Source organism: Nocardia sp. NPDC046473 (assembly GCF_040645995.1).
Taxonomy (GTDB): Bacteria; Actinomycetota; Actinomycetes; order Mycobacteriales; family Mycobacteriaceae; genus Nocardia.
The window spans coordinates 564,903-591,096 of the sequence record NZ_JBEYZJ010000001.1 but is presented as its reverse complement, the minus strand read 5'-3'; the positions used below and the strand labels follow the sequence as shown (position 1 = coordinate 591,096).

Annotated in this window: 31 protein-coding genes; 3 read left to right on the top strand and 28 right to left on the bottom strand. The window is 67.3% G+C overall.

Annotation, left to right across the window (positions count from 1 at the left end; all coding sequences use genetic code 11):
* Nucleotides 1-13: 13 nt before the first annotated feature.
* The 5 genes from ABZ942_RS02820 to ABZ942_RS02800 form a co-directional block, all read right to left on the bottom strand.
* A complete protein-coding gene (locus tag ABZ942_RS02820) occupies nucleotides 14-322 on the bottom strand; it encodes a DUF202 domain-containing protein (RefSeq protein ID WP_357378382.1) in 309 nt (102 codons plus the stop codon).
* The gene (locus tag ABZ942_RS02815) at nucleotides 319-684 is read right to left on the bottom strand and encodes a DUF202 domain-containing protein (RefSeq protein ID WP_357378380.1); all 366 of its coding nucleotides are present in this window, start codon (nucleotides 682-684) and stop codon (nucleotides 319-321) included. Before ABZ942_RS02815 ends, ABZ942_RS02820 begins: the two co-directional genes overlap by 4 nt.
* Nucleotides 681-1,187, bottom strand: a complete 507-nt coding sequence (locus tag ABZ942_RS02810) for a hypothetical protein (protein ID WP_357378378.1) — start codon at nucleotides 1,185-1,187, stop codon at nucleotides 681-683. Before ABZ942_RS02810 ends, ABZ942_RS02815 begins: the two co-directional genes overlap by 4 nt.
* 174 nt (nucleotides 1,188-1,361) lie before the next feature.
* A complete protein-coding gene (locus ABZ942_RS02805; protein ID WP_357378376.1) occupies nucleotides 1,362-2,093 on the bottom strand; it encodes an acetoacetate decarboxylase family protein in 732 nt (243 codons plus the stop codon).
* A 204-nt stretch (nucleotides 2,094-2,297) separates the two neighbouring features.
* On the bottom strand, nucleotides 2,298-3,020 hold the full coding sequence (locus ABZ942_RS02800) for a TetR/AcrR family transcriptional regulator (RefSeq protein ID WP_357378374.1): 723 nt from the start codon (nucleotides 3,018-3,020) through the stop codon (nucleotides 2,298-2,300).
* Nucleotides 3,021-3,074: 54 nt separating this feature from the next.
* Here ABZ942_RS02800 and ABZ942_RS02795 point away from each other — a divergent pair, with 54 nt between their 5' ends.
* Nucleotides 3,075-4,535: an MFS transporter gene (locus ABZ942_RS02795; protein ID WP_357378372.1), complete on the top strand. Its 1,461-nt coding sequence runs from the start codon at nucleotides 3,075-3,077 to the stop codon at nucleotides 4,533-4,535.
* A 167-nt stretch (nucleotides 4,536-4,702) separates the two neighbouring features.
* On the opposite strand, the gene ABZ942_RS02790 is transcribed toward ABZ942_RS02795, so the two are convergent.
* The 12 genes from ABZ942_RS02790 to ABZ942_RS02735 form a co-directional block, all read right to left on the bottom strand.
* The gene (locus ABZ942_RS02790; RefSeq protein WP_357378370.1) at nucleotides 4,703-5,626 is read right to left on the bottom strand and encodes a tyrosine recombinase XerC; all 924 of its coding nucleotides are present in this window, start codon (nucleotides 5,624-5,626) and stop codon (nucleotides 4,703-4,705) included.
* Between the two features lie 48 nt (nucleotides 5,627-5,674).
* The gene (locus ABZ942_RS02785) at nucleotides 5,675-6,148 is read right to left on the bottom strand and encodes a PIN domain-containing protein (protein ID WP_357378368.1); all 474 of its coding nucleotides are present in this window, start codon (nucleotides 6,146-6,148) and stop codon (nucleotides 5,675-5,677) included.
* Nucleotides 6,106-6,345 (bottom strand): ribbon-helix-helix protein, CopG family, encoded by a 240-nt coding sequence (locus tag ABZ942_RS02780; RefSeq protein ID WP_357378366.1) that lies wholly within the window; start codon nucleotides 6,343-6,345, stop codon nucleotides 6,106-6,108. Before ABZ942_RS02780 ends, ABZ942_RS02785 begins: the two co-directional genes overlap by 43 nt.
* Before the next feature lie 65 nt (nucleotides 6,346-6,410).
* Entirely contained in the window at nucleotides 6,411-7,547 is a 1,137-nt protein-coding gene (dprA, locus tag ABZ942_RS02775; RefSeq protein ID WP_357379339.1) for a DNA-processing protein DprA, read from the bottom strand.
* Between the two features lie 116 nt (nucleotides 7,548-7,663).
* Nucleotides 7,664-9,172 carry a YifB family Mg chelatase-like AAA ATPase gene (locus tag ABZ942_RS02770; protein ID WP_357378364.1) on the bottom strand — a complete coding sequence of 503 codons (1,509 nt, stop codon included), beginning with the start codon at nucleotides 9,170-9,172 and terminating at the stop codon, nucleotides 7,664-7,666.
* The gene (locus ABZ942_RS02765; RefSeq protein WP_357378362.1) at nucleotides 9,172-9,528 is read right to left on the bottom strand and encodes a YraN family protein; all 357 of its coding nucleotides are present in this window, start codon (nucleotides 9,526-9,528) and stop codon (nucleotides 9,172-9,174) included. Before ABZ942_RS02765 ends, ABZ942_RS02770 begins: the two co-directional genes overlap by 1 nt.
* Before the next feature lie 146 nt (nucleotides 9,529-9,674).
* Nucleotides 9,675-9,980 carry a DUF2469 domain-containing protein gene (locus tag ABZ942_RS02760; RefSeq protein ID WP_011210678.1) on the bottom strand — a complete coding sequence of 102 codons (306 nt, stop codon included), beginning with the start codon at nucleotides 9,978-9,980 and terminating at the stop codon, nucleotides 9,675-9,677.
* A 46-nt stretch (nucleotides 9,981-10,026) separates the two neighbouring features.
* Entirely contained in the window at nucleotides 10,027-10,818 is a 792-nt protein-coding gene (locus ABZ942_RS02755) for a ribonuclease HII (RefSeq protein WP_357379338.1), read from the bottom strand.
* Between the two features lie 43 nt (nucleotides 10,819-10,861).
* Complete coding sequence (lepB, locus tag ABZ942_RS02750) at nucleotides 10,862-11,623, bottom strand: signal peptidase I (protein WP_357379337.1); 762 nt, start codon at nucleotides 11,621-11,623, stop codon at nucleotides 10,862-10,864.
* 80 nt (nucleotides 11,624-11,703) lie between these two features.
* Entirely contained in the window at nucleotides 11,704-12,477 is a 774-nt protein-coding gene (gene lepB, locus ABZ942_RS02745) for a signal peptidase I (RefSeq protein WP_357378360.1), read from the bottom strand.
* A gap of 78 nt (nucleotides 12,478-12,555) precedes the next feature.
* The gene (gene rplS, locus ABZ942_RS02740; RefSeq protein WP_029893064.1) at nucleotides 12,556-12,897 is read right to left on the bottom strand and encodes a 50S ribosomal protein L19; all 342 of its coding nucleotides are present in this window, start codon (nucleotides 12,895-12,897) and stop codon (nucleotides 12,556-12,558) included.
* Nucleotides 12,898-13,057: 160 nt separating this feature from the next.
* Entirely contained in the window at nucleotides 13,058-13,624 is a 567-nt protein-coding gene (locus tag ABZ942_RS02735; protein WP_357378358.1) for a helix-turn-helix domain-containing protein, read from the bottom strand.
* Between the two features lie 75 nt (nucleotides 13,625-13,699).
* Between ABZ942_RS02735 and ABZ942_RS02730 the strand changes: the two genes are divergently transcribed.
* A complete protein-coding gene (locus tag ABZ942_RS02730) occupies nucleotides 13,700-14,131 on the top strand; it encodes a hypothetical protein (RefSeq protein ID WP_357378356.1) in 432 nt (143 codons plus the stop codon).
* Here the strand turns inward: ABZ942_RS02730 and ABZ942_RS02725 are convergent.
* From ABZ942_RS02725 to ABZ942_RS02695, 7 genes are all read right to left on the bottom strand, one after another.
* Nucleotides 14,128-15,303, bottom strand: a complete 1,176-nt coding sequence (locus ABZ942_RS02725; RefSeq protein WP_357378354.1) for a serine hydrolase domain-containing protein — start codon at nucleotides 15,301-15,303, stop codon at nucleotides 14,128-14,130. The genes ABZ942_RS02730 and ABZ942_RS02725 overlap by 4 nt on opposite strands.
* Before the next feature lies 1 nt (nucleotide 15,304).
* The gene (locus ABZ942_RS02720) at nucleotides 15,305-15,724 is read right to left on the bottom strand and encodes a DoxX family protein (protein WP_357378352.1); all 420 of its coding nucleotides are present in this window, start codon (nucleotides 15,722-15,724) and stop codon (nucleotides 15,305-15,307) included.
* A 74-nt stretch (nucleotides 15,725-15,798) separates the two neighbouring features.
* Nucleotides 15,799-16,695 (bottom strand): hypothetical protein, encoded by an 897-nt coding sequence (locus ABZ942_RS02715; protein ID WP_357378350.1) that lies wholly within the window; start codon nucleotides 16,693-16,695, stop codon nucleotides 15,799-15,801.
* Between the two features lie 24 nt (nucleotides 16,696-16,719).
* On the bottom strand, nucleotides 16,720-19,095 hold the full coding sequence (locus ABZ942_RS02710) for a Tex family protein (RefSeq protein ID WP_357379336.1): 2,376 nt from the start codon (nucleotides 19,093-19,095) through the stop codon (nucleotides 16,720-16,722).
* A 238-nt stretch (nucleotides 19,096-19,333) separates the two neighbouring features.
* The gene (locus ABZ942_RS02705) at nucleotides 19,334-19,561 is read right to left on the bottom strand and encodes a hypothetical protein (RefSeq protein WP_357378348.1); all 228 of its coding nucleotides are present in this window, start codon (nucleotides 19,559-19,561) and stop codon (nucleotides 19,334-19,336) included.
* A 348-nt stretch (nucleotides 19,562-19,909) separates the two neighbouring features.
* Nucleotides 19,910-21,535, bottom strand: a complete 1,626-nt coding sequence (locus tag ABZ942_RS02700) for an AMP-binding protein (RefSeq protein WP_357378346.1) — start codon at nucleotides 21,533-21,535, stop codon at nucleotides 19,910-19,912.
* Nucleotides 21,535-23,154 carry an AMP-binding protein gene (locus ABZ942_RS02695; RefSeq protein WP_357378344.1) on the bottom strand — a complete coding sequence of 540 codons (1,620 nt, stop codon included), beginning with the start codon at nucleotides 23,152-23,154 and terminating at the stop codon, nucleotides 21,535-21,537. The genes ABZ942_RS02700 and ABZ942_RS02695 overlap by 1 nt, the downstream gene beginning before the upstream one ends.
* An 88-nt stretch (nucleotides 23,155-23,242) precedes the next feature.
* Here ABZ942_RS02695 and ABZ942_RS02690 point away from each other — a divergent pair, with 88 nt between their 5' ends.
* Nucleotides 23,243-24,094 (top strand): LuxR C-terminal-related transcriptional regulator, encoded by an 852-nt coding sequence (locus ABZ942_RS02690; protein ID WP_357378342.1) that lies wholly within the window; start codon nucleotides 23,243-23,245, stop codon nucleotides 24,092-24,094.
* A 65-nt stretch (nucleotides 24,095-24,159) separates the two neighbouring features.
* On the opposite strand, the gene trmD is transcribed toward ABZ942_RS02690, so the two are convergent.
* From trmD to rpsP, 4 genes are read right to left on the bottom strand one after another with little or no spacing between them, the layout of a single operon-like run.
* A complete protein-coding gene (trmD, locus tag ABZ942_RS02685; RefSeq protein ID WP_357378340.1) occupies nucleotides 24,160-24,846 on the bottom strand; it encodes a tRNA (guanosine(37)-N1)-methyltransferase TrmD in 687 nt (228 codons plus the stop codon).
* A gap of 51 nt (nucleotides 24,847-24,897) precedes the next feature.
* Nucleotides 24,898-25,422, bottom strand: a complete 525-nt coding sequence (gene rimM / locus ABZ942_RS02680; RefSeq protein WP_357378338.1) for a ribosome maturation factor RimM — start codon at nucleotides 25,420-25,422, stop codon at nucleotides 24,898-24,900.
* Nucleotides 25,423-25,665: an RNA-binding protein gene (locus tag ABZ942_RS02675; protein ID WP_011210690.1), complete on the bottom strand. Its 243-nt coding sequence runs from the start codon at nucleotides 25,663-25,665 to the stop codon at nucleotides 25,423-25,425.
* Nucleotides 25,665-26,102, bottom strand: coding sequence for a 30S ribosomal protein S16 (gene rpsP, locus ABZ942_RS02670; protein WP_357378336.1), 438 nt, complete (start codon nucleotides 26,100-26,102; stop codon nucleotides 25,665-25,667). The genes ABZ942_RS02675 and rpsP overlap by 1 nt, the downstream gene beginning before the upstream one ends.
* Nucleotides 26,103-26,194: the final 92 nt, after the last annotated feature.

Genomic DNA, 26,194 nt, shown 5'->3' with positions numbered 1-26,194 from the left:
TGCCGGTGGGAATCTAGGGCCATGGGCCGGTGAATTCGATGACTGCCGCGATGCCGGCGACTGCCACCACCACCGCGGCCGCCGTGGCGACGACCCAGCTGCCGTGGCCGTAACGCCCCTCGTGCAAGCTGCGGTTGCGCAGATAACTCATGCCTGCCAACGCCGCCATGACGATCGCCGCACCGATCGGTGCGATCACTGCGGGACGCCATCCGCTGGTCACCGCGTGGTTCAGGAACAGCGCGCTGGTGACCATCGCGGCCACCGCCGTTCGCCGCCAGGCCAGGGCGGTGCGCTCCGCGGCGAGCCCGGCGCGGCTCATCGCAGCAACACCGCGACACCCGCGAGCACCGAAACGACGGCGATACCCGCGGACAGCACCGGCACCATCACCGTGTCGGGCAGCGGCCGCCCTTGCCGCATCGCCACCCCCACCCGCCGCCAATGCACGTACGCGCCAACGGCAATGACCACGGCGAGCACCAGACAGCTCAGCGCGAGCGCGCGCCGCAGGCCGCCCATCCGAAACGGCTGCACCAACGTATGCACCGCGACACCACCGGCGAGCAGGCCGAGCGACGTGCGCATCCACGCCAGGAACGTGCGCTCGTTGGCGAGGGTGAACCGGTAGTCGACCTCTTCTTCCCCGTCCGCCGATTCGGCGTCGGGGCTCGGCAGCGTCATGCCGCCACGGCTCGGGCCGCGGCGTTGTCGCGCCAGGCGAAGGTGATTCGGCGATGCGGCCGGACCGCTGGGGCGGCAGGTTCTAGCCGGATCTTTCGGGTCACGGTGTAGCTCAGCGTCTTGCCGGTGAGCAGCGTCGCGCCGGACAGCACGGTCATCACGACACTCAACGCTACTTCGGGCAGATAGAAACCGCGCCCCTCCCCGGTGATCTCGACGAACAGCGAGAACACCAGAATCACCAGCACCGCGACCACCCGCACCGAATCGCTGCGCATCAGCCGCACCGCACCCAACACGACGGCGATCAGGATCGCGACGAACACACCGACCTCCGCGCCGACCGCGGAGTAGCCGATCAGAAATCCGATCGCGGGGGCGGTCCCGGCGAGGAGGTGCTGCGAACCGTGCATCGCCCGGAACTTCCCCCACATCTGCGCGCCGCGTGATTCCGCTGGACCGTCGCCTGGATGCAGTACCTGGCGCTGGTCGTCGGAATCCACGGGCACCTCTCCCACACAGGTCGACTTCGTACTGCGAGCAAACAATCCGCTACGTCACACTAACCGGACATCCATAGGGCGTCCATGAACCGCGCTAGGCCGTGATCATGCGGTTACTCGGCCGGTTCCTGCTGGTTGTAGGCCGGTTCCTGCTGGTAGGCGTATCACCAGGGACTACACGGTGGCGGCGTCCTCGAAGGTCATCGCGAGGTGAGAAATGGTCGAGGTCATCACGGCGCGGCGAGGCAGGCGCAGCGACCTCAGCTCGTCGGCGATGGGGTGGTTGCCGAGGACGAGGGTGGCCCCGCCGGGGCGAGCGCGCATCCCGGCCGGTTCCATTCGCCACGGCGTGCAGCGGGTGACGCCGTCGATGTGCGAGTAAGCATCGAAGGAGGAGGCGGTGTTTCGGCGTTGCGGAGCGGGAATGCCCTGGCGGACGGTCAGATCGACGATGAGCTTGCCGTCCTGACGCAGCGCGCCGTGACGTACTCCCGCCTCGTGGTGCACGCTGAAATCGGCGAGTTCTTTGGGGAATCCCCAGATTCCACGGCCGGCCGCGAGGGTGAAGTCGCCGTCGACCGGCAGTCGATGGATCAGGACTCCGGCCTGGCTCGTCGCCAACGCGCGCAGGTCCCCGAAGCGGACGGCGGGCTCGGCGGTGTGGTGCCGGACCATGAACGAGACGCCGAACTCGTTGTACGGGCCGAGATCACCGTCGACGTAGTCGACGAACACGAGCGAACACAGCGCGCGACCGCCCGGCAGCCGCAGCACGCGCAGTCCGGAATAGTCGATCAGCCGCTGTGCGGCATCGGCGGGGACCAGGTAGCTAGCCATGAACGCGCGTGCGAGGCGGATGCGCACCGGCATCCGCACTTCCTGGCCGAGGACGGTGTGGGTGCTCACGCGAACGCCTTCCTGTGCACCCGCGCTGGGAATCACGGAGGTACACCGCATTTCCGGAACTCACCGGCTCCGCTGACAAACTAGAACTTGTTTCAGATTAGCAATATGAAACCCCGCTAGATACCACGTGAGCTAAACGAACACGTACTAGATTCCGCAGCCGAACCGTCCGATTCTGGAGCCAACCGCGAAGCATTGGCTCTCCTATTCCCCGGGGTGCTCCCCCGAGCCCCCGGGCAAGCGGTGTTCGAGACCGTCCAGCAGGCATAGCAATCCGAAATCGAACGCCATCGCCCGCGCGGCCGCGGGGTTGGTCGGCGAGGCCTCCCGATAGTCCGCCATCATCTCGGGATAGTCCTCGGTCACCGCTTCCATCATCTGCAGTATCTCGTCCCGGTTGATATCGACGCTGCCGTAGGTCTTGGTCCACGCGATCTCCGGCGTCACCACCCCGAGCACATAGGACATCACCGTGCCGCTCGCGAGATAGATGTCGACGCCTTGGAAGCCGGCCCGGACGTATGCGCGACGCAGCCGATCGGTGAGCCGCAACGCATTCGGCCCCATACTGGGCAGTTGACCGATCAGCGTGGCACCCCACGGGTGTGCGCGGAGTGTGTCCCGGAAGTTGTAGGCGAATGTCGTCAGCACCTCCCGCCACGGCGCCTCGTCCGGATCCGGGACCTCCACCATGCCCCAGAACTCGTCGAGGACCCATTCGAGCAACTCGTCCTTGTTGGCGACGTACCAGTAGAGGCTGGTGGCGCCCGCGTCGAGTTTCGCGCCGATCTTGCGCATGCTCAACGACTCGAGCCCCTCGGCGTCGAGGAGTTCGACGGCGGCGCCGATGATGTGGTCTAGGCGTAAGCCAGACGCCTTCGGTTGCCGGGGTTCACGAAGCCATACCGAGGTGAACTGCTTGGTCACCGGCCAATCCTATATTCATTCGCACACCGTTCGAGTTCATCGTACGCTGTTCGAGTGGAATCGAACGATGTACGAGACCCTCGCCGTTGGTGGATTCTGGGGGTCCTTTGCCTGTCCTTGCTGGTGCTGATGCTCGACAGCACTGTGCTCAATCTCGCTATCCCGTCGCTGATTCGCGAGCTGGGGGCTACACCGTCGGACGTGCAGTGGATCCTCGACGCCTACGTGCTGGTCTTCGCCGGACTGCTGCTCACCGCGGGCAGCCTGTCGGACCGATTCGGCAGGCGACGGATGCTGATCTGTGGTTTGGCCGTGTTCGGCGTGGCCTCGCTGGTCGCGGTGCTGGCTACCGAGCCGTGGCATGTCGTCGTCGCGCGGGTGGCGATGGGTGTCGGCGGTTCGCTGCTGATGCCGTCGACGCTGTCCATCCTGATGACCACCTTCGCCGAGGACGAGCGGCGCAAGGCGATGGCCGGGTGGAGCACCGTCTCTATGGTCGGCATCGTCGCCGGTCCGACGCTGGGTGGGGTGCTGCTGCAGCACTATTGGTGGGGCTCGGTGTTCCTGCTCAATATCCCGGTCGCGGTGCTGGTCATCATCGCGGCGCTGGTGCTGATGCCCGAGACCAAGGGTGAGCAGCGACCGGTCGACCTGATCGGCGTGCTGCTGTCGGTCGTCGCGCTCGTCTCGACGGTCTACGTGATCATCGAACGCGAGTGGAATATCGGCATGATCGCGCTGGCGGTGCTGTCCGCGATCGGGTTCGTGGTGTGGGAGAGCCGGTCCGAGCACCCGATGCTGCCGCTGGCGGTGTTCCGCAATCGGGACTTCACCGGCACCGCGCTCACGCTGCTGCTGATGGTGTTCGGTATGGGTGCGGTCATGCTGATGCTCACCCAGTACCTGCAGTTCGTGCTGGACTACGGGCCGATGAAGGCGGGGCTGGCGCTGCTGCCCTATGCCGTGGCCGCCGCCCTATTCAATGGTTTGGGCGCGACGTTGGGCAAGACGCTCAGCAACAAGACGCTCATTGTGTCCGGGCTGCTGGTCATGGGCGGTGCGTTCGCAATCCTCGCTGTCAGCGAGGGCTACCTGATGATCCTGGTCAGCATGCTGGTCATGGGAATCGGTGGCGGTTTGGCCGGTCCGGCCGCGTACGCCGCGATCATGAGCGCCATCCCGCTCGAACACGCTGGCGTCGGCTCGGCCATGAACGACACGTTGCAGCAGGTCGGCATGGCGATCAGCATCGCCATCCTCGGCAGCGTGCTGGCCGGTGTGTTCACCGAGAACATGCCTGCGGACGCTCCCGACGCGGCGCGCGAATCCATCGGCGCCGCTTTCCAACTCGGCTTCGCCGAGCCCGCCAAGGCGGCGTTCACCACCGCCATGTCCACCGGTTCCTGGATCAGCGCGTGCTTCTGTGTCGCCGCCGCGCTGCTCGGCGTGACCCTGCTGCGCGTCCGGCGCACGCCGGCCGATCAGCCGCAGGAGTCTACGGTCGAGGTCAGCTAGGCAACGTCACCGCCGCCCCACTACCTGGTACGGGGCGGCGGTGACGCACGTAACCCGCTGCACCGCAGCCGGATTGCCGCGCGATCTACCAGAGTCCAGGCCGCGGCGGTGTGCGACCGCGGCGACCGCGGACGACGACGCCGCGGCCACAGTCGGATCGCCGCGCGTCAGGCGCGAGGGTGGGCTTGGTCGTGGACCTTCTTGAGGCGTTCGATGGAGACGTGGGTGTAGAGCTGCGTGGTGGCCATGCTGGCGTGGCCCAGAAGTTCCTGGACGACGCGGAGGTCGGCGCCGCCCTCCAGGAGATGGGTGGCGGCGGTGTGGCGTAGGCCATGCGGGCCCATATCGGGAGCGCCGGGGATGGATGAGACGACTTCGTGCACAACGGTTCTGGCTTGACGCTGGTCGAGGCGTTTGCCGCGGCGACCGAGCAGGAGGGCGCGGCCGGAATCGGGCGTGGCGAAGGCGGCTCGGCCGTGCTGTAGCCAGTCGCCGATCGCGTCGTCGGCGGGGATGCCGAAGGGGGCGGAGCGTTCCTTGTTGCCCTTGCCGAGGACGCGGACCACTCGGCGTTCGCGGTCGACGTCGTCGATGTCGAGGCCGCACAGCTCGCTGACTCGAATTCCGGTGGAGTACAACAGCTCCACGATCAGTCGGTCCCGCAATGCCATCGGATCGTGCTGTGCGGCACCGGATTCCGCAGCGTCCATGGCACCGAGGGCCTGCTGGCGGCCGAGCACGGCGGGCAGCACCCGGTGCGCTTTGGGGGAGCCGAGCCGCAGTCCTGGATCGACGGTCAACCGTCCGGTCTGGGTGAGCCACGCGGTGAAGGTCCGAGCCGAGGAGGCCCGTCGCGCCATCGTGGTCCGCGCCACCCCCGCCTGCGCCTGCTGCGCGAGCCAGGAGCGCAGTAGCAGCAGATCCAGTTCGCGCACCGCGGAATCCGCCGACCTGGCGTACAGGTGGGCCAGCAGCGAACGCGCGTCGCCGAGGTAGGCGCGCACCGTGTGCGCCGAACGGTTCCGCCCCAGCCGCAGGTGCCTGCCGTACTCGGTCAGCAGCGCTGCCAAGTCCTCGGGTAGTTCTTCCATCTCACCACCGTCCCGACAGTCGTCTCCGTTGGCAAGCCACCGCGCCGGTCACAGATCGTCAGGCAGCACCCGGAAGGCCTGCTCACCGGTCAGCGGCCGGATCGCGCGAAAATCCTTGCGGTCGAGGGTCAGGATCACGTCGGTTTCGTATTCGGCTGCCAGCACGACGTTTACCGCGTCGGTGAGGTCGAGTCGCAGATCGGCGTATCGGTCCTGCACCCTGCGCGCCTTGCGCAGGTGGTCACTCGGCAAGGCCGGTACGGCGACGCGGCCGAGCGGTTCCTGAGCGAGCAGCCAGTCGTTGAGGACGCCCACCGTCTGCCGGTCGAAGTCCCGGGTCACGATGTGTTCGATCTCGAGCAGCACCAGCGAGCAGACCACCGTCAGCGACGCCGCCGCCAATGCGGCGCGAACACTCTCGTGTTCCGAATGAGCGGTGTCGAAAGCAGCGACCAGGGCGGAGGTATCGCCGATGACGATCAACTGTTCCGCCGCACGATCTCCTCGTGTACCACCTGCCACATTTCCTCGGCGGTCCGCGACTTGCCGGAACTGATTGTCGGGATGTCCCACTCCTCGTCCCAGCGTTTGGTGCGCAGTGCGGCGATGTGGAATGCCTCGCGGAAAATCTCGGACTCGGGCCTGCCCTCCCGCGCGGCAGCCGCCTTGATGAGGGCCAAGTCCTCTTCGTCGACCATCACTGTCGTCTTTTTCAGCATGGTGGTTATGGTACCAGTGCCATATATCGTGAGCAGCTTCCTTTTCCGGGGTGAGTGGCATTCGGTCACTTGTCCTCTGGGCACCGGTGGCGGGTGCGCTTTCGGTACCAACCGCCCTCGTCCGTGCCGACCAGCTCGGCGAGTTCGAGGGCGGGCAGCGCCGCACGGACGGCGGGGAGCGACAGACCGGACTGTTGGGCCAGTTCGCGCGGTAGGCGGGAACCGATTTTCGGCAGCGCGGCAAAGACGAGGGCCTCGTCGCCGGACAGCGCATCCTCGGGGCAGGTGGCCTGGCCCGCGGATCCTGACACCGGCAGGCGGAGGGGGCCCGCTTCGTCGATCACTTCTTCGGCGCGGGTGACGAGCAGGGCCTCGCCGTCGCGGATCATCCGATGACAGCCGACCGACGCGGCCGAGGTGACCGGGCCGGGGACCGCCAATGCCGGACGGCCAAGGCGCCGCGCCCATTTCACCGTGTTGCGCGCCCCGCTGCGCAGTCCCGCCTCGACGACCAGCACACCGTCGGTCAAGGCGGCGACGAGCCGGTTGCGGGCCAGGAACTGGTGTTTGTGCGCGGTGGTTCCCGGCGGATACTCGCTGACCACCAGCCCGGTCTCGGCGATCTCCGCCAGCAGCCGATCGTGCTGCGCGGGATAGGGCCGGTCGACACCGCAGGCCAGCACCGCGATGGTGGGGCCGCCGACAGCCAGCGCCGCGCGATGGGCCATCCCGTCGATCCCGAAGGCCGCCCCGGAGACGATCGTCCAGCCTTTGGCCGCGAGATCGCCTGCTATTTCGCCGGTGACCTGGTTCCCGTACCCGCTGCTGCATCGCGCGCCGACGACCGCGAGGGCCCGGTCACTCGATTCCAGCAGTGACCGCGGACCGCGCACCCACAGCACCAGCGGCACGGCGCAGTCTCGGTCCTGACCCGGATCGAGTTGGGCGAGGCCCAACAGCCGCCACGACGGCCACTCCGGATCGTCGGGTGTGACGACCCGTCCGCCGATTCGCTCCATCACCTCCAGATCCCTTGCAGCCGAATCCGATCCACGCCGTTGCTCGGTCGGTCCGCGCAACGACTGCGGTAGCGCACACTCGCGCACGGCACGCGCGGCCTCGACCACTCCGACCGACTCGATCAACGCCGAGAGGGGCGCACACGGCCCCGCCACCACCCGGGACAGATACACCCACGCCAACCGCCGCTCGTAGACATCGATATCGAATGGCGCGGAGTTGCTTCCGACGGCATCCACGGTCACCTCGGCGCCGCCACCCTGCCCCAGCACCAACCCACCGCTCGCGTCCAGTGCGGTCACTGCGCACCCCGCTGTCGAAAGTTCAATGCTGCCAGCACATCCTGAGTGGTCGGCAGCTGTGCCCCACGCAGGTCGGAAATGGTCCAGGCAACCCGGATCGCGCGATCGGCACCGCGGGCAGACATCCGTCCGAGGCGCAGTGCCGTCTCGACCGGCGCGATCGCCTCGTGCGGCAGTCGGAATTGCTGGCGCAGAATGTGCCCGGGCACTTCGGCATTGGTCAGCCAGCCGTGCTCCTGCCAGCGGCGCAGCGCCGCCTGTCGCGCCACGGCGACCCGATCCCGCACCACCGCACTGCTTTCGGCCTCGTCGGTGCTGAACGCGGCTCCGGACTGGCCGCGCATCTGCACCCAGATGTCGATCCGATCCATCAGAGGCCCGGACAGTTTTCCGAGATAGCGGCGCCGCGCCAGTGGCGCGCAGATGCAGTCGACGTCCCGAGCGGGTGCGCATGGGCACGGGTTGGCGGCAAGCACCAATTGGAATCGTGCCGGATACCGGGCGACCCCATCGCGGCGGGCGATGCGAACCTCGCCCTCTTCCAACGGGGTTCGCATCGCCTCCAGCACCTTGGTGCCGATCTCGGCGCACTCGTCGAGGAACAGCACGCCGCGATGCGCCCTGCTCACCGCGCCCGGCCGGGCCGTGCCCGACCCGCCGCCGACCATCGCGGTCACCGAGGTCGAATGGTGCGGTGCGACGAACGGCGGCATCGTGATGAGCGGATGATCACCGGACAACGCCCCCGCCATCGAGTGAATGGCGGTCACCTCCAGCGACTCGGACTCCGACAGCGGCGGCAACAGGCCGGGAAGACGTTGCGCCAACATCGTTTTGCCGATGCCGGGCGGCCCGGTGAGCAGCAGATGGTGCCCGCCCGCCGCGGCAACCTCCAACGCCCAGCGCGCCTCGTCCTGCCCGACCACCTCGCTCAGATCACCGCCGGATCGCACCGGCTCGGGCAGCTGCCCACTCGGTTCCGGAAGCGTGCCTTCGCCGCGCAACCAGGCCACCACGGTGCGCAGGCTCGCCGCCCCGAAAACCTCGATCCCGTCGACCAATCCGGCCTCGGCCAACGCCTCCTCCGGCACCACGACAGCGGGCCACCCGGCGTTGCGGGCCGCGATCACCGCGGGCAGGATGCCGCGCACCCGCCGGACCCGGCCATCCAGCGCCAGCTCACCGAGTAACACCGTCTTCGCGAGCCGCTCCGACGGAACCGCACCCGACGCGTCGAGCACCGCGCTGGCCAGCGCCAGATCGTAAACGCTGCCGATCTTCGGCAGCGTCGCAGGCGAGAGCGCCAGAATCACCCGTCCGTCCGGCCACTTCTCCCCCGAGTTCGCCACCGCCGAACGCACCCGGTCCCGCGACTCCTGCAGCGCCGTGTCGGGCAACCCCACCAGGTGCACCGACGGCAGCCCCTGCCCGATATCGGCCTCGATCTCGACGAGTAGGCCGTCGACCCCGGTCACCGCGACCGAGTGGGCTCGGCCGAGTGCCATCAGAACACCGCCTTGAGGTGATCGATCACCGGCTCGTGCCCGCGGGTGAGCAGCACCGAAACGACATCGAACCGGATGTGCCGCCACGGGCCGTCCTGCTCGGCCAGCCACAGCAGGGCGAGCCGCCGAATGCGTTGCTGCTTGGTGAAGGTGACCGACTCGGCCGGCGTGCCGAACCCGAGCCCGGACCGAGTCTTCACCTCCACGAACGCGGTGACACCCGCGTCGCGGACGATCAGGTCCAGTTCACCGTATTTGCATCGCCAGTTTCTGCTGACGATCTCTATCCCCGCTGCCTGCAGGAACCGTGCCGCCAGTTCTTCCCCGTGCGCGCCGAGCGCTTTTCTGTCTGTCACTCGGCCAGCGTGCTCGGCACCGCGCCGCGGCTTCGGGTGCCGACCTGGGCAAACACCAGCCCTGGGGATAGTCGGTGCCCTGTGCACAACTCGCGGGGCGGCGGGTACCGGAGCACGCCGAGTTGTCGGTGGGCCGTGCTAAGCGGTTACTCCGGCAGGCGCAGATCCGGCTTTTCGAGCTCTTCGATGTTGACGTCCTTGAAGGTGATCACCCGGACGTGCTTGACGAAGCGGGCCGGGCGGTACATATCCCACACCCAGGCATCGCTCATCCGGACCTCGAAGTACACCTCACCGTCGGCGTTTTGCGGGCGCAACTCCACGGAGTTGGCCAGGTAGAAGCGGCGCTCGGTCTCCACCACGTACGAGAACTGACCGACGATGTCTTTGTACTCTCGGTACAGCGAGAGCTCCATCTCGGTTTCGTACTTCTCGAGGTCCTCGGCACTCATCGGGTGGGACGTCCTCCTTCTCGCCGCGCTGCGTCGTGTGCTGACATCATCGCGCATGGGTAGCGCCGGTAGCCACTCGGCTATCCGGACGCACGACTTGGAACTCATCGGACATCATCGGGTCGGCCTCGCCGGCAAGCACGGCGTCGGCCTCGTCGGCCACCGCGGCGACCGGTCGCAGGCCCGCCAGCTCCCGCACATTGCGCCAGGAACGCCGGTGCTCGTCGCTGGGGCCGAGGCGGCGCAGGGCGGCGAGGTGGTCGGGCGTGTTGTAGCCCTTGTGGGTCGCGAAGCCGTAGCCGGGGAACCGTTCGTCGAGATCGACCATCATCCGGTCCCTGGTGACCTTCGCCAGGATGCTGGCGGCGGCGATGCAGGCCGCGGCCGCGTCACCGCCGATCACCGGCAGCGACGGCGCGGGGATGCCGGGCACCCGGAACCCGTCGGTCAGCACGTATCCCGGCGTCCGGCCGAGCCCGGCGACCGCGCGGCGCATGCCCTCGATGTTGGCAACGTGGATGCCGATCGAGTCGATCTCCCAGGACGGGATGACCACCACGTTCCAGGCCAGCGACAGCCGGATGATCACCGGGTACAGCTCTTCCCGGACGGCCTCGGTGAGCTTCTTGGAGTCATCGAGCCCGGACAGCTTGTCGTAGGCCTTGGGCGCGAGCAGGCAGGCCGCGACGACCAGCGGCCCCGCGCACGGTCCGCGACCCGCCTCGTCGACGCCGGCGACCGGACCCAGCCCGCTGCGGATCAACGCCGCTTCGAGCGTGCGTAACCCACTCGCCTTCCGCATCACCACGCGCGGCGGCCACCCATTGCTCTGTACCACTCGGCTCTGCCCCACCGTCCAATTATGCTGCGGCCGCTGATGATCAGTTCGCTTGGGCGTTCTGTGAGCGCACCGGACCGATCCGGCTGGGCGGCCAGATCTTGAAGACGGCCTTGCCGCGGACGTTGTCCACCGGCACGGTGCCCTGCAGTTCGTCGGTGATGTGGGCGCGCGAATCGGCGGACTCGTTGCGGTTGTCGCCCATCACCCACAGATTCCCCTCGGGCACCTTGACCGGCTTGAACTCACGTCCGCCGCTGGCGCCGAAGGGCTGGCCCGGGACGTACGGGAGCAGGTAGCGCGCGTACGGCTCGTCCAGCGGCTTACCGTCGACCAGCACCCGGCCCTGCGCGTCACAGCACTGCACCGTCTGGCCGCCGACCGCGATCACCCGCTTCACCAGATCGTTCTCGTCCGGCGGCACCAGACCGAAGAAGGAAAAGAAGTTCTGCACGCCGCGCATGACGGCGTTGTCGGAGCGGATCGACTGATAGTGAGTGTTCCAGGACGACGGGCCGACGAACACCACCACGTCGCCGGGCTTGGGATCTCCCCAGTAGTAGCTCAGTTTCTGCACGTAGATGCGGTCGCCGGTGCATCCGGCGCAACCGTGCAGCGTGGTTTCCATCGACTGCGACGGAATCACGTACGGGCGTCCGACGAAACTGACCATCAGCGCGGCGATCACCGCCGCGATGACGATGAGGATCGGCAGCTCCTGCCAGAACGGCCGCTGCTTCTTCGCACGCCGCCGCCTGCCGCGACGCGAACGCACCCCCTCGTCGTCCGAATCGGACACCGACACCGACCCACTTTCGTCTGCCACGCCGAACAGATTAGCCCGGCACCCTGTGAGCCGTCCGACGCCGGGCGATCGGCGTCACACTATTTCGATTGTGGATCCTGCGAACGCACCGGCCCGATCCGTCCCGGCGGCCAGATCTTGAACACCGCTTTGCCACGAACATTGCTGACGGGAACGGTCCCGTGGAGTTCATCGCGGGTGTGCGCGCGGGAATCCCGCGAGTTGTTGCGGTTGTCGCCCATCACCCACAGATTGCCCTCGGGCACCTTGATCGGCGCGAACTCCCGCCCACCGCCGGCACCGAAGGGCTGGCCAGGTGTGTACGGGATGGTGTAGGTGGCGTACGGCTCGTCCAGCGGCTTGCCGTCGACCAGCACCCGGCCCTGCGGGTCGCAGCACTGCACGGTCTGGCCGCCGACCGCGATCACCCGTTTCACCAGATCGTTCTCGTCCGGCGGCACCAGACCGAAGAAGGAAAAGAAGTTCTGGACGCCGCGCGCAACCGCGTTGCTCGAACGCGTCGACTTGTAGGTGTCGTTCCACGATGACGACGGCCCGACGAACACGACGACGTCGCCTGGCCTCGGGTCGCCCCAGTAGTAGCTCAGCTTCTCGACGTAGATGCGGTCGCCCGTGCAACCGGCGCAGCCGTGCAGCGTGGTTTCCATCGACTCGGACGGGATCACATACGGCCGCCCGACAAAGTTGACCAGCAACGCGGCGATCACCGCCGCGATCACGACGAGGATCGGCAGCTCCTGCCAGAACGGCCGCTGCTTCTTCCCGCGCCGCCTGCGGCGACGCCCTGCCCCCTGGTCACCCGACTCCGTCGATGACGCGCTGTGGTCTGTCACACCGAAAACAGTAGCCCGGCACCGGAACTGAGTTCCGAGGCCGGGCTACCAGACGCTCTATCGTGCGGAAAAGCTATATCAGCGCTTTTCCTTGATCTTGGCGGCCTTGCCGCGCAGATCGCGCAGGTAGTACAGCTTGGCGCGGCGGACGTCACCACGGGTGACGACCTCGATGTGGTCGATGTTCGGGGTGTGCACCGGGAAGGTGCGCTCCACGCCGACACCGAACGACACCTTGCGGACCGTGAAGGTCTCGCGGATGCCGCCGCCCTGGCGTCGGATGACGACGCCCTTGAAGACCTGGATGCGCTCCTTCGAGCCTTCGATGACCTTTACGTGCACATTGAGGGTGTCGCCCGGCCGGAAGTCGGGGACGTCGCTGCGCAGCGACTTCTCGTCGACGAAGTCAAGGGTGTTCATTTCCATCCTTATGGGTTCGCGCGAACAGAGGACCCTGGCGGCACAGGACGTGCTCGACCGGTTCATGCTCCGATTAAGGGGGTGCGCCGGGTACAGACTCTCCCAGGGCAACCTGAGTATTGTGCCAGATCAGCGGGTCGCGGGAGAAATCGCCCCTGGATCAGGCCGGCTTGTCCGGTACCGCGAACAGTCGAACGCTCATCGGCTTGGCATCCGCCGGCGCGTCTTCGCGGCTGAAACTGTATCGCGCGAGCAGCGCCTTGTACTCCTCGACGAACTCTCTCACCTGGGACTTCGCCATGTAGGTTCCGGTTCGCTGCACCTGCGCCCAACCGTCCGGGCCCGCCCATTCGCGCACCGCCCGCAGGTAGAGGTCGATATCGTGGCCCGCCTTCAGCCTGCCCAGATGCTCGGCCGCCGCGTATTCGGCCGGTTCCATGGTCGCCGGATCGGGGGTGGTGTGCTCGAACGGCAACGACCTCCACCAGCGCTCCCGGCCCGCCGATTTCTCCGCAATTTCGGTGATGAGGCCGAGTTCGGCGAGTTTGCGCAGGTGGTAGCTGGTGCTGCCGGTGCTCTCGCCCAGCACCTCGGCCAGCGTCGCCGAATTGGCTTCGCCGTGTTTGCCCAGGTACTGCAGGATTCGGCCACGCAGCGGGTGAGCCAGCGTGCGATAGAGCGCAGTGCGCTCGGCGCTGGTCATGTTGTCAGGTTTACGCGGTGCCATACGCCGAAGGATAGCAAAGAGTTCTTTGCAAATAAATGTTTGCAAAGAACTCTTTGCGGACGTAGCGTGGCGGTCATGCGAATGACAGCCCTGCTCCCCTCCCGAACCCGATTCGCCCGCCACAAGGCGCACTTGTTCATCGCCGCCACCGCGTTTGCGCTGGTGCCGTGGGCCGCGATCCTCTGGAATACGTTGCCGAGCACCGCGTATGTGCGGAACTGGTCGTCGGCCTGGGTCGGCTTGGATCTCTTCCTGGCCGCCGGTTGCGCATTGACCACAGGGTTGTTGCGCCACAACGACTCCCGAGCGCGACTGGTCGCGTCGGCAGTAGCCGGTGCCGCACTGATCGACCTCTGGTTCGACGTGGTCACCGCGGACCCCGGAGCTGCGACGGCGCAGGCGCTGCTCTGCTCGGTAGCCGAGACCACATTGATCGCCGCGTGCATGCACGTCGCACTGACACCGGATGCGACTGCGCCGCCGCGTATGCGGCGAATCGCCTTCTAACCCTGCATATTCCGCGCAGCGCGGTGCAGCGCTGCAGCCATTCTCTCGTTTTCCGCTCCGTTGAAAGCGAAAGCGGCGCGACGGCGGGTGTATCCGTAGGCCAGCCCGCTGTGCGGGTCGGCGAATCCGTCGGAACCGGCGGCACCACTGTGACCGAAGGCATTCGCGCCGAAGAACGGGTGCTGTAGGCCCTTGGCCTCGAATCCGACCAGATAGGGCGCGTTGTCGCCGCGGACCAGGTCGTAACCCGCGGTCTGGATCGTAGTGAACACAGCCAGTGTGTCGGGTTTCAACAGCGCTGCCCGGCCGTTGATGTCGGAGATCGTGGCCGCGTACATGGTCGCCAAACCACGCGCACTCCCCACGCCGCCCATCGAGGCGGGGCCGTTGGCCCGCAACTCAGCATTATTGGACAGGGCGAGCACATCGTCCGGGGTGAATCCGGCGGCGTTGAGGTTGTACGAGATGCCCGGGATGCTGTGTGGGCTGGGCGAATTCGCCTCGAACGCGGCCTGCATTTCCGGTGACGCCGACCACGGCAGCACCGCCAGGTAGCGATGCTCCAGTGCAGCGGGCAATCCCAGATAGAGGTCCAGATCGTAAGGGGCCCTGATGCGTTCCTCGAAGTGCTCTTGGATCGAGCTGCCCGTCGACCGCCGCACCACCGCGTCGATGATGGCGAAAGTGACGAATCCGCCGTAGCCCTGCGCCCCGCCAGGCCGGAAGAACGGGCGTTGACCGGCGACGCGGTGCGCGATGAGCTGGTCGTCGGCGAGCTCGGCAAGGGTGAAACCGCCGTCGACCCCGATCACGCCGGATTCGTGGGTGAGGACCTGCCGCAGGGTGATCGCGGCCTTGCCCGCGTCGGCGAACTCCGGCCAGTACGCGGCAACAGGACGATCCAGGTCGAGCATCCCGTCCTGCACCAGCAGGGCGACCACCAGCGTCGCGGCGCCCTTGGTCGAGGAGAGCAAGCCGGTGAGGGAATCGCCGGTGACCTGCGAACCGGCCCACAGGTCGACCACCGGCCTGCCATGCACGAATGCGACCAGCTGAGAACCGGATTCGCCGTTCTCCCCGGCCACTACCTCGACGAATTCATCACGCACCGCCTCGAATCCCGGTGCCACGGTGCCCTGTACGTCATTGCTGGTGGTGTTCCGTTCCGGCATGTCAGGCGACCGCCGAACGACGCAGCAGCGCGAGCGGATTGCGCGAGCCACTGGGCGGGCGCAGCCCCCAGGACGCCATGCTCAGCCCGGCGAACACCAACGGCCCGATCCACGCCTTCGGCTCGTCACCGACCGCCACATGCGACACCGCCGCGCCGCCGTAGACGAAAGTCAGTCCGGCATAGGCCCATTCCGCCGCGCGTGGCGGACCGGGCAGCACGATCGCGGCGACGGCCGCCGCCTTGGCGACGCCGAGCATCGTCGCGAAGTACATCGGATACTCGAGCCGATCGAAAACCTCACGGACATAAGGGATGCGAGCGATATCCCAATAGGCGCCGATCACTGATTCGGTGAGTACGACCCCGGTGGCACCCAGATAGACGACGCGGGATGCGAGGGCCTTCGTATCGGTGTTCATTTCGTTCCTTCCATCGACAGAGCTATCTGTCTGACGGATGGCGGCGCACGAAGGTAACAGGCCGACTCGGCGGGTCAGTCGGGGACGCGGGCTACGGGCTCGGGGTCGGGCTCCTGGTCGGTAGCGAAAAGGGAGAGGTGGTGGCGGTGGGGTGCCGGTGGGGCGGGCACCACGGTGCGGGTCAGCTCGGCCTCGGCAGCGGTACGGATGTGTTCGACGTCGGGCTTACCGGCGACCAGATCTTGGACGAAGATCTTGGCGCGGATGACCGGACGGCGGTAGCGGCGTTCGCGGACGATGGCGCGGTACATCAGGCGGCGGCGGTCGGCGTAGCGCCAGCGAGCCCACGGTGCGCCGGGTCGGCTCAAGCGGAGCGCGCCGACAAAGAGCAGCGGCAGGAAGAACATGCCGAACAGGCCGGTCCAGATCTTGCCCTTGGCGATGACGATCGCGGCCAGCGCGAGGTTCACCACCGCGAAGAAGACGACGAACACCCGCACTTCGATGCTCGGATCACTGCGGAAGTCGTTGATGTCGAGCAACCACAGCGGATGAAAACCCAGCAGCAGCAACCCGGTAACCGCGAGCGCGACGAACACCGCGTCCACCGAGGTACGCCCCTGCTCCTCCCAGTACACATCGCGCAGGTAGAAGATCAGCGCGAATTCGTCGAGGGTCAGCGCGGCACCGACCCCGAAGAACGCGGCGAGCACGGCGGCCGTGGTGACGCTGGCGGTCTGGTACAGGGTGACCATGCCGACGCCGGACGCCAGCACCAGGATCACCCCGAACACCATGTGGTGGATGTGTACCCCGCCGGAGCGTAGGTTGCCCGGCCACCAGCGCACCTTCTTCCGGATCAGCCGGACGCTGAGCCGGATCAACAGGAAGCCGACGATGAACCCTAGAAGGAAGCACAGCAGCGGGAGCCTGCCCTGCGCGATCACATCCTCACTGAGCCATCGTCGCATGGCCGCCTGAAACCTCCGTCCGACCTACTGTCCGAAACCGGCCCGGCGCAACGCATCCGCCATCGAACCGGTCGGCGCCGGCGCGTTGCGGCGCTGGTTGCCGCCGCCGCGGGCCTGGCCCTGGCCTTGGTTGCGTTGCCCTTGGTTGCGGCCCTGCTGGGTCTTGCCCTGTCCATTCTGCCGCTCGGGCGCGCCACCCTTGCGGTCACCTTGACCACGTTGCCGGTTCTCGCCCCGCTCCCCCTTGGCGGTAGCGCCCGGCTCGTCGTCCAGCCGCAGCGACAACCCGATGCGCTGGCGGGCCACATCGACCTCGAGCACCTTCACCTTGACCACGTCACCGGTGCTCACCACCTCGCGCGGATCCTTGATGAAGTTGTGCGACATGGCCGAAACGTGCACGAGTCCGTCCTGGTGCACGCCGATGTCGACGAACGCGCCGAAGGCGGCGACGTTCGTGACGACGCCCTCGAGCACCATGCCCGGCTCGAGGTCGGCGACCTTCTCCACGCCCGCGGCGAATTCCGCGGTCTTGAATTCCGGTCGCGGGTCGCGGCCCGGCTTCTCCAGCTCGGTGATGATGTCAGTCACCGTCGGCACACCGAAGCGCTCGTCGGTGAAGTCGTCGGCGCGCAGCGAGCGCAGCACGGTCGTGTTGCCGATGACCTCGGTGATGTCGCGTCCGGTCGTTTCCATGATCCGGCGGACCACCGGGTACGCCTCGGGGTGCACCGAGGAGGTGTCCAGCGGGTCGTCGCCGCCGCGGATCCGCAGGAAGCCTGCGCACTGCTCGAACGCCTTCGGGCCGAGCCGCGGCACCTCCAGCAGCGCGGTCCGGCTGCGGAACGGGCCGTTCTGATCCCGGTGCGCGACAATGCTTTCCGCGACCGAACCGGCGATACCGGACACCCGCGACAGCAGCGGCACCGAGGCCGTGTTGACGTCGACGCCGACCGCGTTCACCGCGTCCTCGACCACCGCGCCCAGCGAACGCGCCAGCAGCGTCTCGGACACGTCGTGCTGATACTGGCCGACGCCGATCGACTTCGGGTCGATCTTCACCAGCTCGGCGAGCGGATCCTGCAGGCGCCGCGCGATGGACACCGCGCCGCGCAGCGACACGTCCATGTCCGGCAGTTCCTGCGTGGCGTATGCCGAGGCGGAGTACACCGAGGCGCCCGCCTCGGACACCACGATCTTGGTCGGCTTGTTCTCCGGAATGCGCGAGATCAGCTCGGCGGCAAGGGCATCGGTCTCGCGCGAGGCGGTGCCGTTGCCGATGGCGATGAGCTCGACGCCGAACCGGGCGACCAGCGCGCCGAGCACGGCGAGGGACTTCTCGGTCTGCCCCTGCGGCTTGTGCGGGTAGATCACCTCGGTGGCGACCGCCTTGCCGGTGGCGTCGACGACGGCCACCTTCACGCCGGTCCGGTAGCCCGGGTCGAGGCCCATGGTGGTGCGGGTGCCCGCGGGCGCGGCGAGCAGCAGGTCGCGCAGGTTCGCCGCGAACACGTCGACGGCGTCCTTCTCGGCCGCCTGCCGCAGCCGCATCCGGGTGTCGATGCCAAGGCTCACTTGCAGTTTGGTCCGCCACGCCCAGCGCACGGTGTCCAGCAGCCAGGTGTCGGCGGCGCGGCCCTTCTCGGCGATATTGAACTTGATCGCGATCCGGCCCTCGTAGATGGACCGCTCGCCCGGCTCGAGCTCCTCGGTGTCCGGCTCGAGGTGCAGCGAGAGCACGTCTTCCTTCTCGCCGCGCAGCAGCGCGAGGATCCGGTGCGAGGGCAGCTTGGTGAACGGCTCGTCGAACTCGAAGTAGTCGGCGAACTTGGCGCCCGCCTCCTCCTTGCCCGGGCGCACGGTCGACTTGACCTGGCCGCGGTTCCACATCAGCTCGCGCAGCTCACCGACCAGGTCGGCGTCCTCGGCGAAACGCTCGACCAGGATCGACCGTGCGCCGTCGAGCTGCTCGGCGTTGTACTGCGCGGGATCGGTGGTCGGGTCGTTGATGAGCGCGTCGGCGACCGGTTCGTGGCCGGCCTCGCGCGCGATCTGCGCCTTGGTGCGCCGCTTCGGCTTGTACGGCAGGTAGATGTCCTCGAGCCGGGCCTTGGTCTCGGCGAGCATGATCTGCTGGTGCAGCGCGTCGTCGAGTTTGCCCTGGCCGCGGATGGATTCGAGGATGGCGCCGCGGCGCTCGTCGAGTTCGCGAAGGTAGTGCAGACGCTCATCCAGTAGGCGCAGCTGCGCGTCGTCGAGACCGCCGGTGACCTCCTTGCGGTATCGCGCGATGAACGGCACGGTCGAGCCGCCGTCGATCAGCTCGACGGCGGCACGCACCTGGCTCTCCCGCACCGCGAGCTCGTCGGCGATGCGACGGTTCACGCTGGCCTGGCTCATGACACCGGCGGACGTCGCGGGTGGAAGCACGGCGGGGTCGGACTCTGCACTGGCGGTCTCGGGCGCTGTCGTCACGTCCGGAGACACTACCGGGACCGCCCGACATGAGACCCACACCCGGTGGAACCGGGTCGCGCGTGCCGCATCATCGCTGGTCCGGCCGCGCCGGGGGCCGGACGCACCCGACCAGGCCGAGCGTGCTCGGCCTGGTCGGGGAAATTCCAACGCACCGTACTGCCTACGGCAGGACCAGTTCCGGGCTGTAGATAGGACTGAACGTCTGGCCGTTCTTGGTGACGGCGGTGAAGCTGACATACCGATGCCCCGGCTTGGCGAACGCGGCGTCCACCGTCAACGGAGGCGAGGGGTACCTGCCATTCAGGCAGGGGAACGGACCGCTGGTGGCGATCTGTTCATTGGTGCCGCCGCCTGCGTATGCGTCTTTGTCCACGACCGTGACGACCATGGTGCAATTATCTCTATTGATGGAATCATTTTTGATATTGAGTCCACCGAATGCACGCGGCACACCGTTCTCCGCGTAAATGCATGATTCTACTTCCGCGGAACCATCACTGGTCAGAAACAAACCTGAGCAGCTGTACGGACTGCCCGGGTCGGCGACGGCGGCCGGTGCGAGCGCGAGAAGTGGTGCCGCAGTGGCGATAACACAAGACAGAACACGTGAAAACGAACCGATTGACATACAAGACCTTTCGCGACCAGATAAACGAGATCCCCGACGAATGACCTTGTCTCACCCTATGTGTTATATCGGCAAGTGACATGACCACACTAATCGGGGCACCCGATATCAGGTCTCGTCACGCAGCCCGAGGAGTGCACGGGACAGCTCGCGCATTTCGGCCTTGCGGATCTTGCCGGTGACGGTCATCGGAAACTCGTCCACCACGTGCACATAACGCGGAATCTTGAAGTGCGCCAGCTTGCCCGCGCAGAACTCGCGGACGGCGGTGGCGTCCAACGGTGTTGCGCCCTCGCGCATCCGGACCCAGGCCATCAGTTCCTCGCCGTATTTCGGGTCGGGCACGCCGATCACCTGGGCATCCAGGATGTCGGGGTGGGTGTAGAGGAATTCCTCGATCTCGCGCGGGTAGACGTTCTCGCCGCCGCGAATGACCATGTCCTTGATCCGGCCGGTGATCGCCAGATAGCCGTCGTCGTCCATCACACCGATGTCGCCGGTGTGCATCCACTGGGCCGTGTCGATGGCCTCGGCGGTCCTGGCCTCGTCGTTCCAGTAGCCGAGCATCACCGAGTAGCCGCGGGTGCAGAGCTCGCCCGGCTCGCCTCGCCGCACCGTGAGACCCGTTGTGGGGTCGACGATTTTGACCTCGAGGTGCGGGCCGACCCGTCCGACGGTGGCGGTGCGCCGGTCGATGCCGTCGTCGCGGCGGGTCTGGGTGGAGACCGGCGAGGTTTCGGTCATGCCGTAACAAATGCATACCTCGTGCATGCCGAGCCGGTCGATGACCCGCTTCATCACCTCGACGGGACACGGCGAGCCCGCCATGATGCCGGTGCGCAGGCTGGACAGATCCGGTGTGGCGGAGTCCAATTCGGTGAGCAGTGCGATGAACATGGTCGGCACGCCGTAGAGCGAGGTGCAGCGTTCGGACTCGACGGCGGCCAGGGTCGCCTTCGGATCGAACGCCGGTGCCGGAATCACCACTGTCGCACCGTGACTCGTGCTGGCGAGGTTGCCCATCACCATGCCGAAGCAGTGATAGAACGGCACCGGCACGCAGATCCGGTCCACTTCGGTATAGCCGCACAGCTCGCCGACGAAGAAGCCGTTGTTCAGGATGTTGTGGTGGCTCAGCGTGGCTCCTTTGGGGAAACCCGTTGTGCCCGATGTGTATTGGATGTTGATCGGATCATCGATGGATAGCTCGGCAGCGAGGGCGGCCAAGCGGTCCGCATCGATCGCCGTCTGCGCCAAGGCATCCCACTCCGGTGTGCCGAGCACCAGCACCTGTTCCAGCTTGGGACAGTTCGGCCGGACCTCCTCGATCATCCCGACATAGTTCGATGTCTTGAACTCCGGCGCCGCGACCAGCACCCGCACACCCGCCTGGCGCAGCACGTATTCCAGTTCGTTGGTGCGATAGGCGGGGTTGATGTTGACCAGGATCGCGCCGATCTTCGCGGTCGCGTACTGCACGAAGAACCACTCCGCGCAGTTCGGCGCCCAGATGCCGACCCGGTCACCCTTCCCGATGCCGCGTGCGGCGAGTCCGGTGGCCAGCGCGTCGATTGCGGCGCCGAGCTCGCGGTAGGTCCAGCGACGGTCAGACGGCTTGTCCACCAACGCTTCCCGGTCCGGGTAGGCGGCGACGGTGCGATCGAGATTGCCGCCGATGGTGTCACCCAGTAGCGGCGTGTCCGAAGCGCCGGACGCATAGCTCGGGTTCGGCATCACTTGTTTCCCCTCTGCCGCAGCACGAATCGCTGCACCTTGCCGCTCGGTGTCTTCGGCAACTCGGTCACGAAGTGCACCGTGCGCGGGTAGGCGTGCGCGGCGAATTTCTTCTTCACCAGATCCTGCAGTTCGGCCTCGAGCGCAGTGCCGATCGCGGAGTGGTCGCGCAACACCACGAAGGCCTCCAGCACCTCGCCGCGCAGTTCGTCCGGCATGCCGACAACGGCTGCCTCGGCGACCTTTTCGTGCAGCACGAGCACGCTCTCCACCTCGAACGGGCCGATCCGGTAGCCGGACATGATGATCACGTCGTCGTCGCGGGCGGAGAAGCGGAAGAAGCCGTTCTCGTCCTGCGAGCCCGCGTCGCCGGTCAGATACCAGCGGCCGTCCGAGGTGTAGCGCTGGGCGGTGCGTTCCGGGGCGTCGAGGTAGCCGAGGAACCACAGCAGCGGACTGTTTTCGGTGTCGATGGCGACGCGGCCGAGCTCACCGGTCGGCGCGACGGTGTCGGTGTTGTCGGACAGCACCGCACAGGTCCAGCCGGGCAGTGATCGGCCCATCGAGCCCGCGGGGACGTCGGCGTCGAGCGCCTCGTGCCAGGAATTGCAGATGAGCATGCCGTGTTCGGTCTGCCCGTAGTGGTCGCGCACGGCGACGCCGAGGTGCTCCCGCGACCAGGCGACGACCTCGGGAGTCAGCGGCTCCCCCGCCGACGAGGCGCGGCGCAGTGTGGCGTGCAGCGGCCCTGCGGTCGAGTCGGCGCGGAGTGCGCGGTACACCGTCGGTGCGGCGGTGAAGTTGGTGACGCCGAAACGTTCCAGCACCTGCCAGGTGAGCGTCGGCGAGAACGGGGCGTGCAGCAGAATACTGCGGATGCCGCTGGCCAGCGGGGCCATGATCGCCCAGTACAGGCCGTATGCCCAGCCGGGATCGGCCGCGTTCCAGAAGACGTCGTCCCCGCGGACGTCCAGCGCGAACTCCTGATACGCCTGGAACGACGCCAGCGCGCGCAGCGGAATCGGCACGCCCTTCGGGGTTCCGGTGGTGCCGCTGGTGAACAGCTCGACCAGCAGTCCGTCGCCGCCGACCGCCACCGCCGCTCGGTGGGGCGCGTCGTCGGCCAGTAGGTCCACCATGCCGAGCGTGCCCTCGGGTGCATCGCCACTGACGATGACCTGCCAGGTCGCGGCCGGCATGTCGGGGCCGGGGGCCAGTTTGGCCGCCTGGTCGGCATCGGCGATAACGATCGAGGTGCCGCTCGCTTCCAGCCGGAACGCGATGGCGGGCGGCGCGAACGCGGTGAACAGCGGAACATGCACCGCCCCGAGACGCCAGATCCCGAGCAAGGCGACCACCAGGTCGGTGGACTTCGCCATCAACGTGGCGACGCGATCACCCTGCTTGATCCCGAGTTCCGCCAATCCCGCGGCGAAACGAGTCGAACGCTCCCGCAATTCGCCGTAGGTGAGGTCGATCGACGACAGATCGCGCTCGACGATCGTAAAAGCGATGCCGTCCGCCGGATGCTGATCGCACAACAGATCCGCCGCGGACGCCTCGGGCCGGTCATACCGGTCCAGCAGTTCGCGCACCCGGGGATTCAGGTCGGTACCCATCTTCGCCACTCCTCATCGTGATCCAGCTCACCGAATAGGATGTGGGTCACACCGATTCCGCTACTACCCCCGAAAAGGGGTGAGTGTCATGACCCACACCGCACTGTTGCGGCCGCGCGACGCGGACGCGTTGCGCGCCGAGATCCGCTGGGTAGCGGGCACGGCCGGGGTGCCGGTGGCGTTCGGCGGCGAGGTGCACGACGACGCGCTGTTGCTGTCGGAATTCGTCGGCACGCTGACCAACGGGCTGCGCGGGCTTTCCGTGCTCCGCACCTCGGGGCTCGGCGGCCGGGTGATGGATTCCGGGCGGCCCGCCTCGGTCGCCGACTACGTCAACACCTCCAGCATCACCCACCACTACGACGGCCCGGTCTCCGGCGAGGGACTCCGCTCGATCGTCGCGGTGCCGGTGGTCGTCGACAAACGCTCCCGGGCCGTCCTCTACGCCGCCACCCGCAGCGCGAGCCCGCTCGGCGACCGCACCGCGGACCTGGTGGTGCAGGCCGGTCGCCGCCTGGCTTCCGAAATCACCATCCGCGACGAGGTCGACCGCCGCCTGCGGCTGCTCGAGACGGCCATCCCCACGTCCGACACCGCCCCCGCCGTCTCCGAGGAACTGCGCGACATCCACGCCGAACTCCGCGGCATGGCTCGCTCCGCCGGCGACGACCAGCTGCGCGGTCGCCTGCACACCGTCTGCGAACGCCTCAGCCGAGTAATGGTCGGCGACCCGCTCCCCGACGCTCCGCACCTCTCGCGCCGCGAACTGGACGTCCTCTCCCAGATCGCCCTCGGCTGCACCAATCACGAAGCCGCCCAACGCCTCTCACTGGCACCGGAAACCGTCAAGAGCTACCTCCGCAACGCCATGACCAAACTCGACGCCCACTCCCGCCACGAAGCCGTCGTCACCGCCCGCCGCCACGGTCTGCTCCCGTAGACACACTTGACGTGGGAAAGGTGCTCTTGACGTAGGTTGCCTGCGTCAAGAGCACCTTTCGCACGTCAGTCCGCGTCGGGGAGGAGGTCCGGGCGGCGGGCTCGGGTGCGCTCGAGGGATTGCTCGTGGCGCCAGGCGGCTACCTTGGCGTGGTCGCCGGAGAGGAGAACCGGGGGGACTTCGAGGTCGCGCCAGGTGACGGGACGGGTGTAGCTGGGGCCTTCGAGGAGGCCGTCGGAGAACGAATCCTCTTGGTGGGATTGCTGATTGCCCAGAACGCCGGGGAGTAGGCGGACCACGGCTTCGGTCATGACGAGGACGGCTGCCTCGCCGCCGATCAGGACGTAGTCGCCGATGCTGACCTCTTCGACCCGGACTCGACGGGCAGCATCGTCGAAGACGCGTTGATCGATGCCTTCGTAGCGGCCACACGCGAAGACGAGGTGATCTTCGGTGGCCCAGCGGTGCGCGGTCTGCTGGGTGAACGGGACACCGGCGGGCGTGGGGACGACGAGCAGTGCGTCGTCGGGGCAGACCGCGTCGAGTGCGTCGCCCCACACGGTGGGTTTCATGACCATGCCCGGTCCCCCACCGTAGGGCGAGTCATCGACGGACTTGTGCACGTCATGGGTCCAGCCACGCAGGTCGTGCACGTCGAGGGAGATCAGGCCCTTATCGATTGCCTTGCCCAGCAACGCCGTTCGCAGCGGTTCCAGGTATTCCGGAAAGATCGTGACTACGTCGAGCTTCATGTGATCCCCCGTGTTCTGCGGGACATTGATTAGGTACCCGAGCCCAGCCGGTTATTCCGGGTCGAGGAGTCCTTCGGGCGGATCGATGACGATCAGCCGGTCCGCGAGCGACACGGTGGGCACGATGGCGGTGACGAACGGGATCAGGATCTCCCGGCCGTCCTCGGCGGCTTTGACCGAAAGCAGTTCTCCCGCGGCCGAATGCAGCACTTCGCTGACGGTGCCGACCACGGTGGCGTCGGTGAGCTGGACGGTCAGCCCCTCGAGTTCGTGGTCGTAGTACTCGTCCGGGTCGTCGCCCGGCGGCAGATCCTCGCTGTTGACGAAGAACAGCGTGCCGCGCAGCGCGTCGGCCGAGTCCCGGTCGCCGACGCCGGCGAGAAACACCAGAAGCCGGCCCGAGTGCTCTCGGGCCGACTCCACGGTGAAGTCGCGGACTTCCTTGGATCGGGCCAGCCGCCCGCGCAGCTTGCTGCCCGGCGCGAACCGGGCCTCCGGCTCATCGGTGCGTATCTCGACGACCAGTTCACCGCGCACGCCGTGCGACTTGGCGACCCGTCCTACGACAAGTTCCATCTACTGGTCGGTGTCGACCACGTCGACCCGGATACCCCGGCCGCCGATACCGGCGACGAGGGTGCGCAGCGCGGTCGCGGTACGACCGCCGCGACCGATCACCTTGCCCAGGTCGTCGGGGTGCACGTGCACCTCGACGGTGCGTCCGCGGCGGCCGGTGATCAGCTCGACGCGGACGTCATCGGGATTCGCGACGATGCCGCGAACAAGATGTTCGACAGCATCGGCGACGACGGCGCTCATTACTCGGCGGCCTCAGCAGCGGCGGGCGCCTCGGCGGCCTCTTCCTTCTTGGCGGCCTTCTTCTTCGGGGTGGTGGCCTCGCCGGTGGGGGCGTTGTCGGCGGCGGCCAGCGCGGCGTTGAACAGGTCCAGCTTGGACGTCTTCTCGGCCTTGACCTTCAGGGTGCCCTCGGTGCCCGGCAGGCCCTTGAACTTCTGCCAGTCGCCGGTGATCTCCAGCAGGCGCTGGACGGGCTCGGTCGGCTGCGCGCCGACACCCAGCCAGTACTGAGCGCGCTCGGAATCGATCTCGATGAGCGACGGCTCTTCCTTCGGGTGGTACAGGCCGATGGACTCGATGGCCCGGCCGTCCCGGCGGGTGCGCGCGTCGGCGACGACGATGCGGTACTGCGGGTTGCGGATCTTGCCCAAGCGGGTGAGCTTGATGCGAACAGCCATGCTCGTTCTGCCTCTTTCGTAGGTTGGTCACGGCGCAATTCAGCGACCCGCACGGTCTGCGAGCCCGGTTTAGCGCATGGAGTGTGTGACCG

What these genes read in the sequence shown, in the direction of transcription:
- ABZ942_RS02820 (WP_357378382.1), bottom strand. Translation starts at nt 322, where the DNA reads ATGAGCCGCGCCGGGCTCGCCGCGGAGCGCACCGCCCTGGCCTGGCGG.
- ABZ942_RS02815 (WP_357378380.1), bottom strand. Translation starts at nt 684, where the DNA reads ATGACGCTGCCGAGCCCCGACGCCGAATCGGCGGACGGGGAAGAAGAG.
- ABZ942_RS02790 (WP_357378370.1), bottom strand. Translation starts at nt 5,626, where the DNA reads ATGGAAGAACTACCCGAGGACTTGGCAGCGCTGCTGACCGAGTACGGC.
- ABZ942_RS02780 (WP_357378366.1), bottom strand. Translation starts at nt 6,345, where the DNA reads ATGCTGAAAAAGACGACAGTGATGGTCGACGAAGAGGACTTGGCCCTC.
- ABZ942_RS02770 (WP_357378364.1), bottom strand. Translation starts at nt 9,172, where the DNA reads ATGGCACTCGGCCGAGCCCACTCGGTCGCGGTGACCGGGGTCGACGGC.
- ABZ942_RS02760 (WP_011210678.1), bottom strand. Translation starts at nt 9,980, where the DNA reads ATGAGTGCCGAGGACCTCGAGAAGTACGAAACCGAGATGGAGCTCTCG.
- rplS (WP_029893064.1), bottom strand. Translation starts at nt 12,897, where the DNA reads ATGAACACCCTTGACTTCGTCGACGAGAAGTCGCTGCGCAGCGACGTC.
- ABZ942_RS02735 (WP_357378358.1), bottom strand. Translation starts at nt 13,624, where the DNA reads ATGGCACCGCGTAAACCTGACAACATGACCAGCGCCGAGCGCACTGCG.
- ABZ942_RS02730 (WP_357378356.1), top strand. Translation starts at nt 13,700, where the DNA reads ATGCGAATGACAGCCCTGCTCCCCTCCCGAACCCGATTCGCCCGCCAC.
- ABZ942_RS02725 (WP_357378354.1), bottom strand. Translation starts at nt 15,303, where the DNA reads ATGCCGGAACGGAACACCACCAGCAATGACGTACAGGGCACCGTGGCA.
- ABZ942_RS02720 (WP_357378352.1), bottom strand. Translation starts at nt 15,724, where the DNA reads ATGAACACCGATACGAAGGCCCTCGCATCCCGCGTCGTCTATCTGGGT.
- ABZ942_RS02715 (WP_357378350.1), bottom strand. Translation starts at nt 16,695, where the DNA reads ATGCGACGATGGCTCAGTGAGGATGTGATCGCGCAGGGCAGGCTCCCG.
- ABZ942_RS02710 (WP_357379336.1), bottom strand. Translation starts at nt 19,095, where the DNA reads ATGAGCCAGGCCAGCGTGAACCGTCGCATCGCCGACGAGCTCGCGGTG.
- ABZ942_RS02705 (WP_357378348.1), bottom strand. Translation starts at nt 19,561, where the DNA reads ATGGTCGTCACGGTCGTGGACAAAGACGCATACGCAGGCGGCGGCACC.
- ABZ942_RS02700 (WP_357378346.1), bottom strand. Translation starts at nt 21,535, where the DNA reads ATGCCGAACCCGAGCTATGCGTCCGGCGCTTCGGACACGCCGCTACTG.
- ABZ942_RS02695 (WP_357378344.1), bottom strand. Translation starts at nt 23,154, where the DNA reads ATGGGTACCGACCTGAATCCCCGGGTGCGCGAACTGCTGGACCGGTAT.
- ABZ942_RS02690 (WP_357378342.1), top strand. Translation starts at nt 23,243, where the DNA reads ATGACCCACACCGCACTGTTGCGGCCGCGCGACGCGGACGCGTTGCGC.
- trmD (WP_357378340.1), bottom strand. Translation starts at nt 24,846, where the DNA reads ATGAAGCTCGACGTAGTCACGATCTTTCCGGAATACCTGGAACCGCTG.
- rimM (WP_357378338.1), bottom strand. Translation starts at nt 25,422, where the DNA reads ATGGAACTTGTCGTAGGACGGGTCGCCAAGTCGCACGGCGTGCGCGGT.
- ABZ942_RS02675 (WP_011210690.1), bottom strand. Translation starts at nt 25,665, where the DNA reads ATGAGCGCCGTCGTCGCCGATGCTGTCGAACATCTTGTTCGCGGCATC.
- rpsP (WP_357378336.1), bottom strand. Translation starts at nt 26,102, where the DNA reads ATGGCTGTTCGCATCAAGCTCACCCGCTTGGGCAAGATCCGCAACCCG.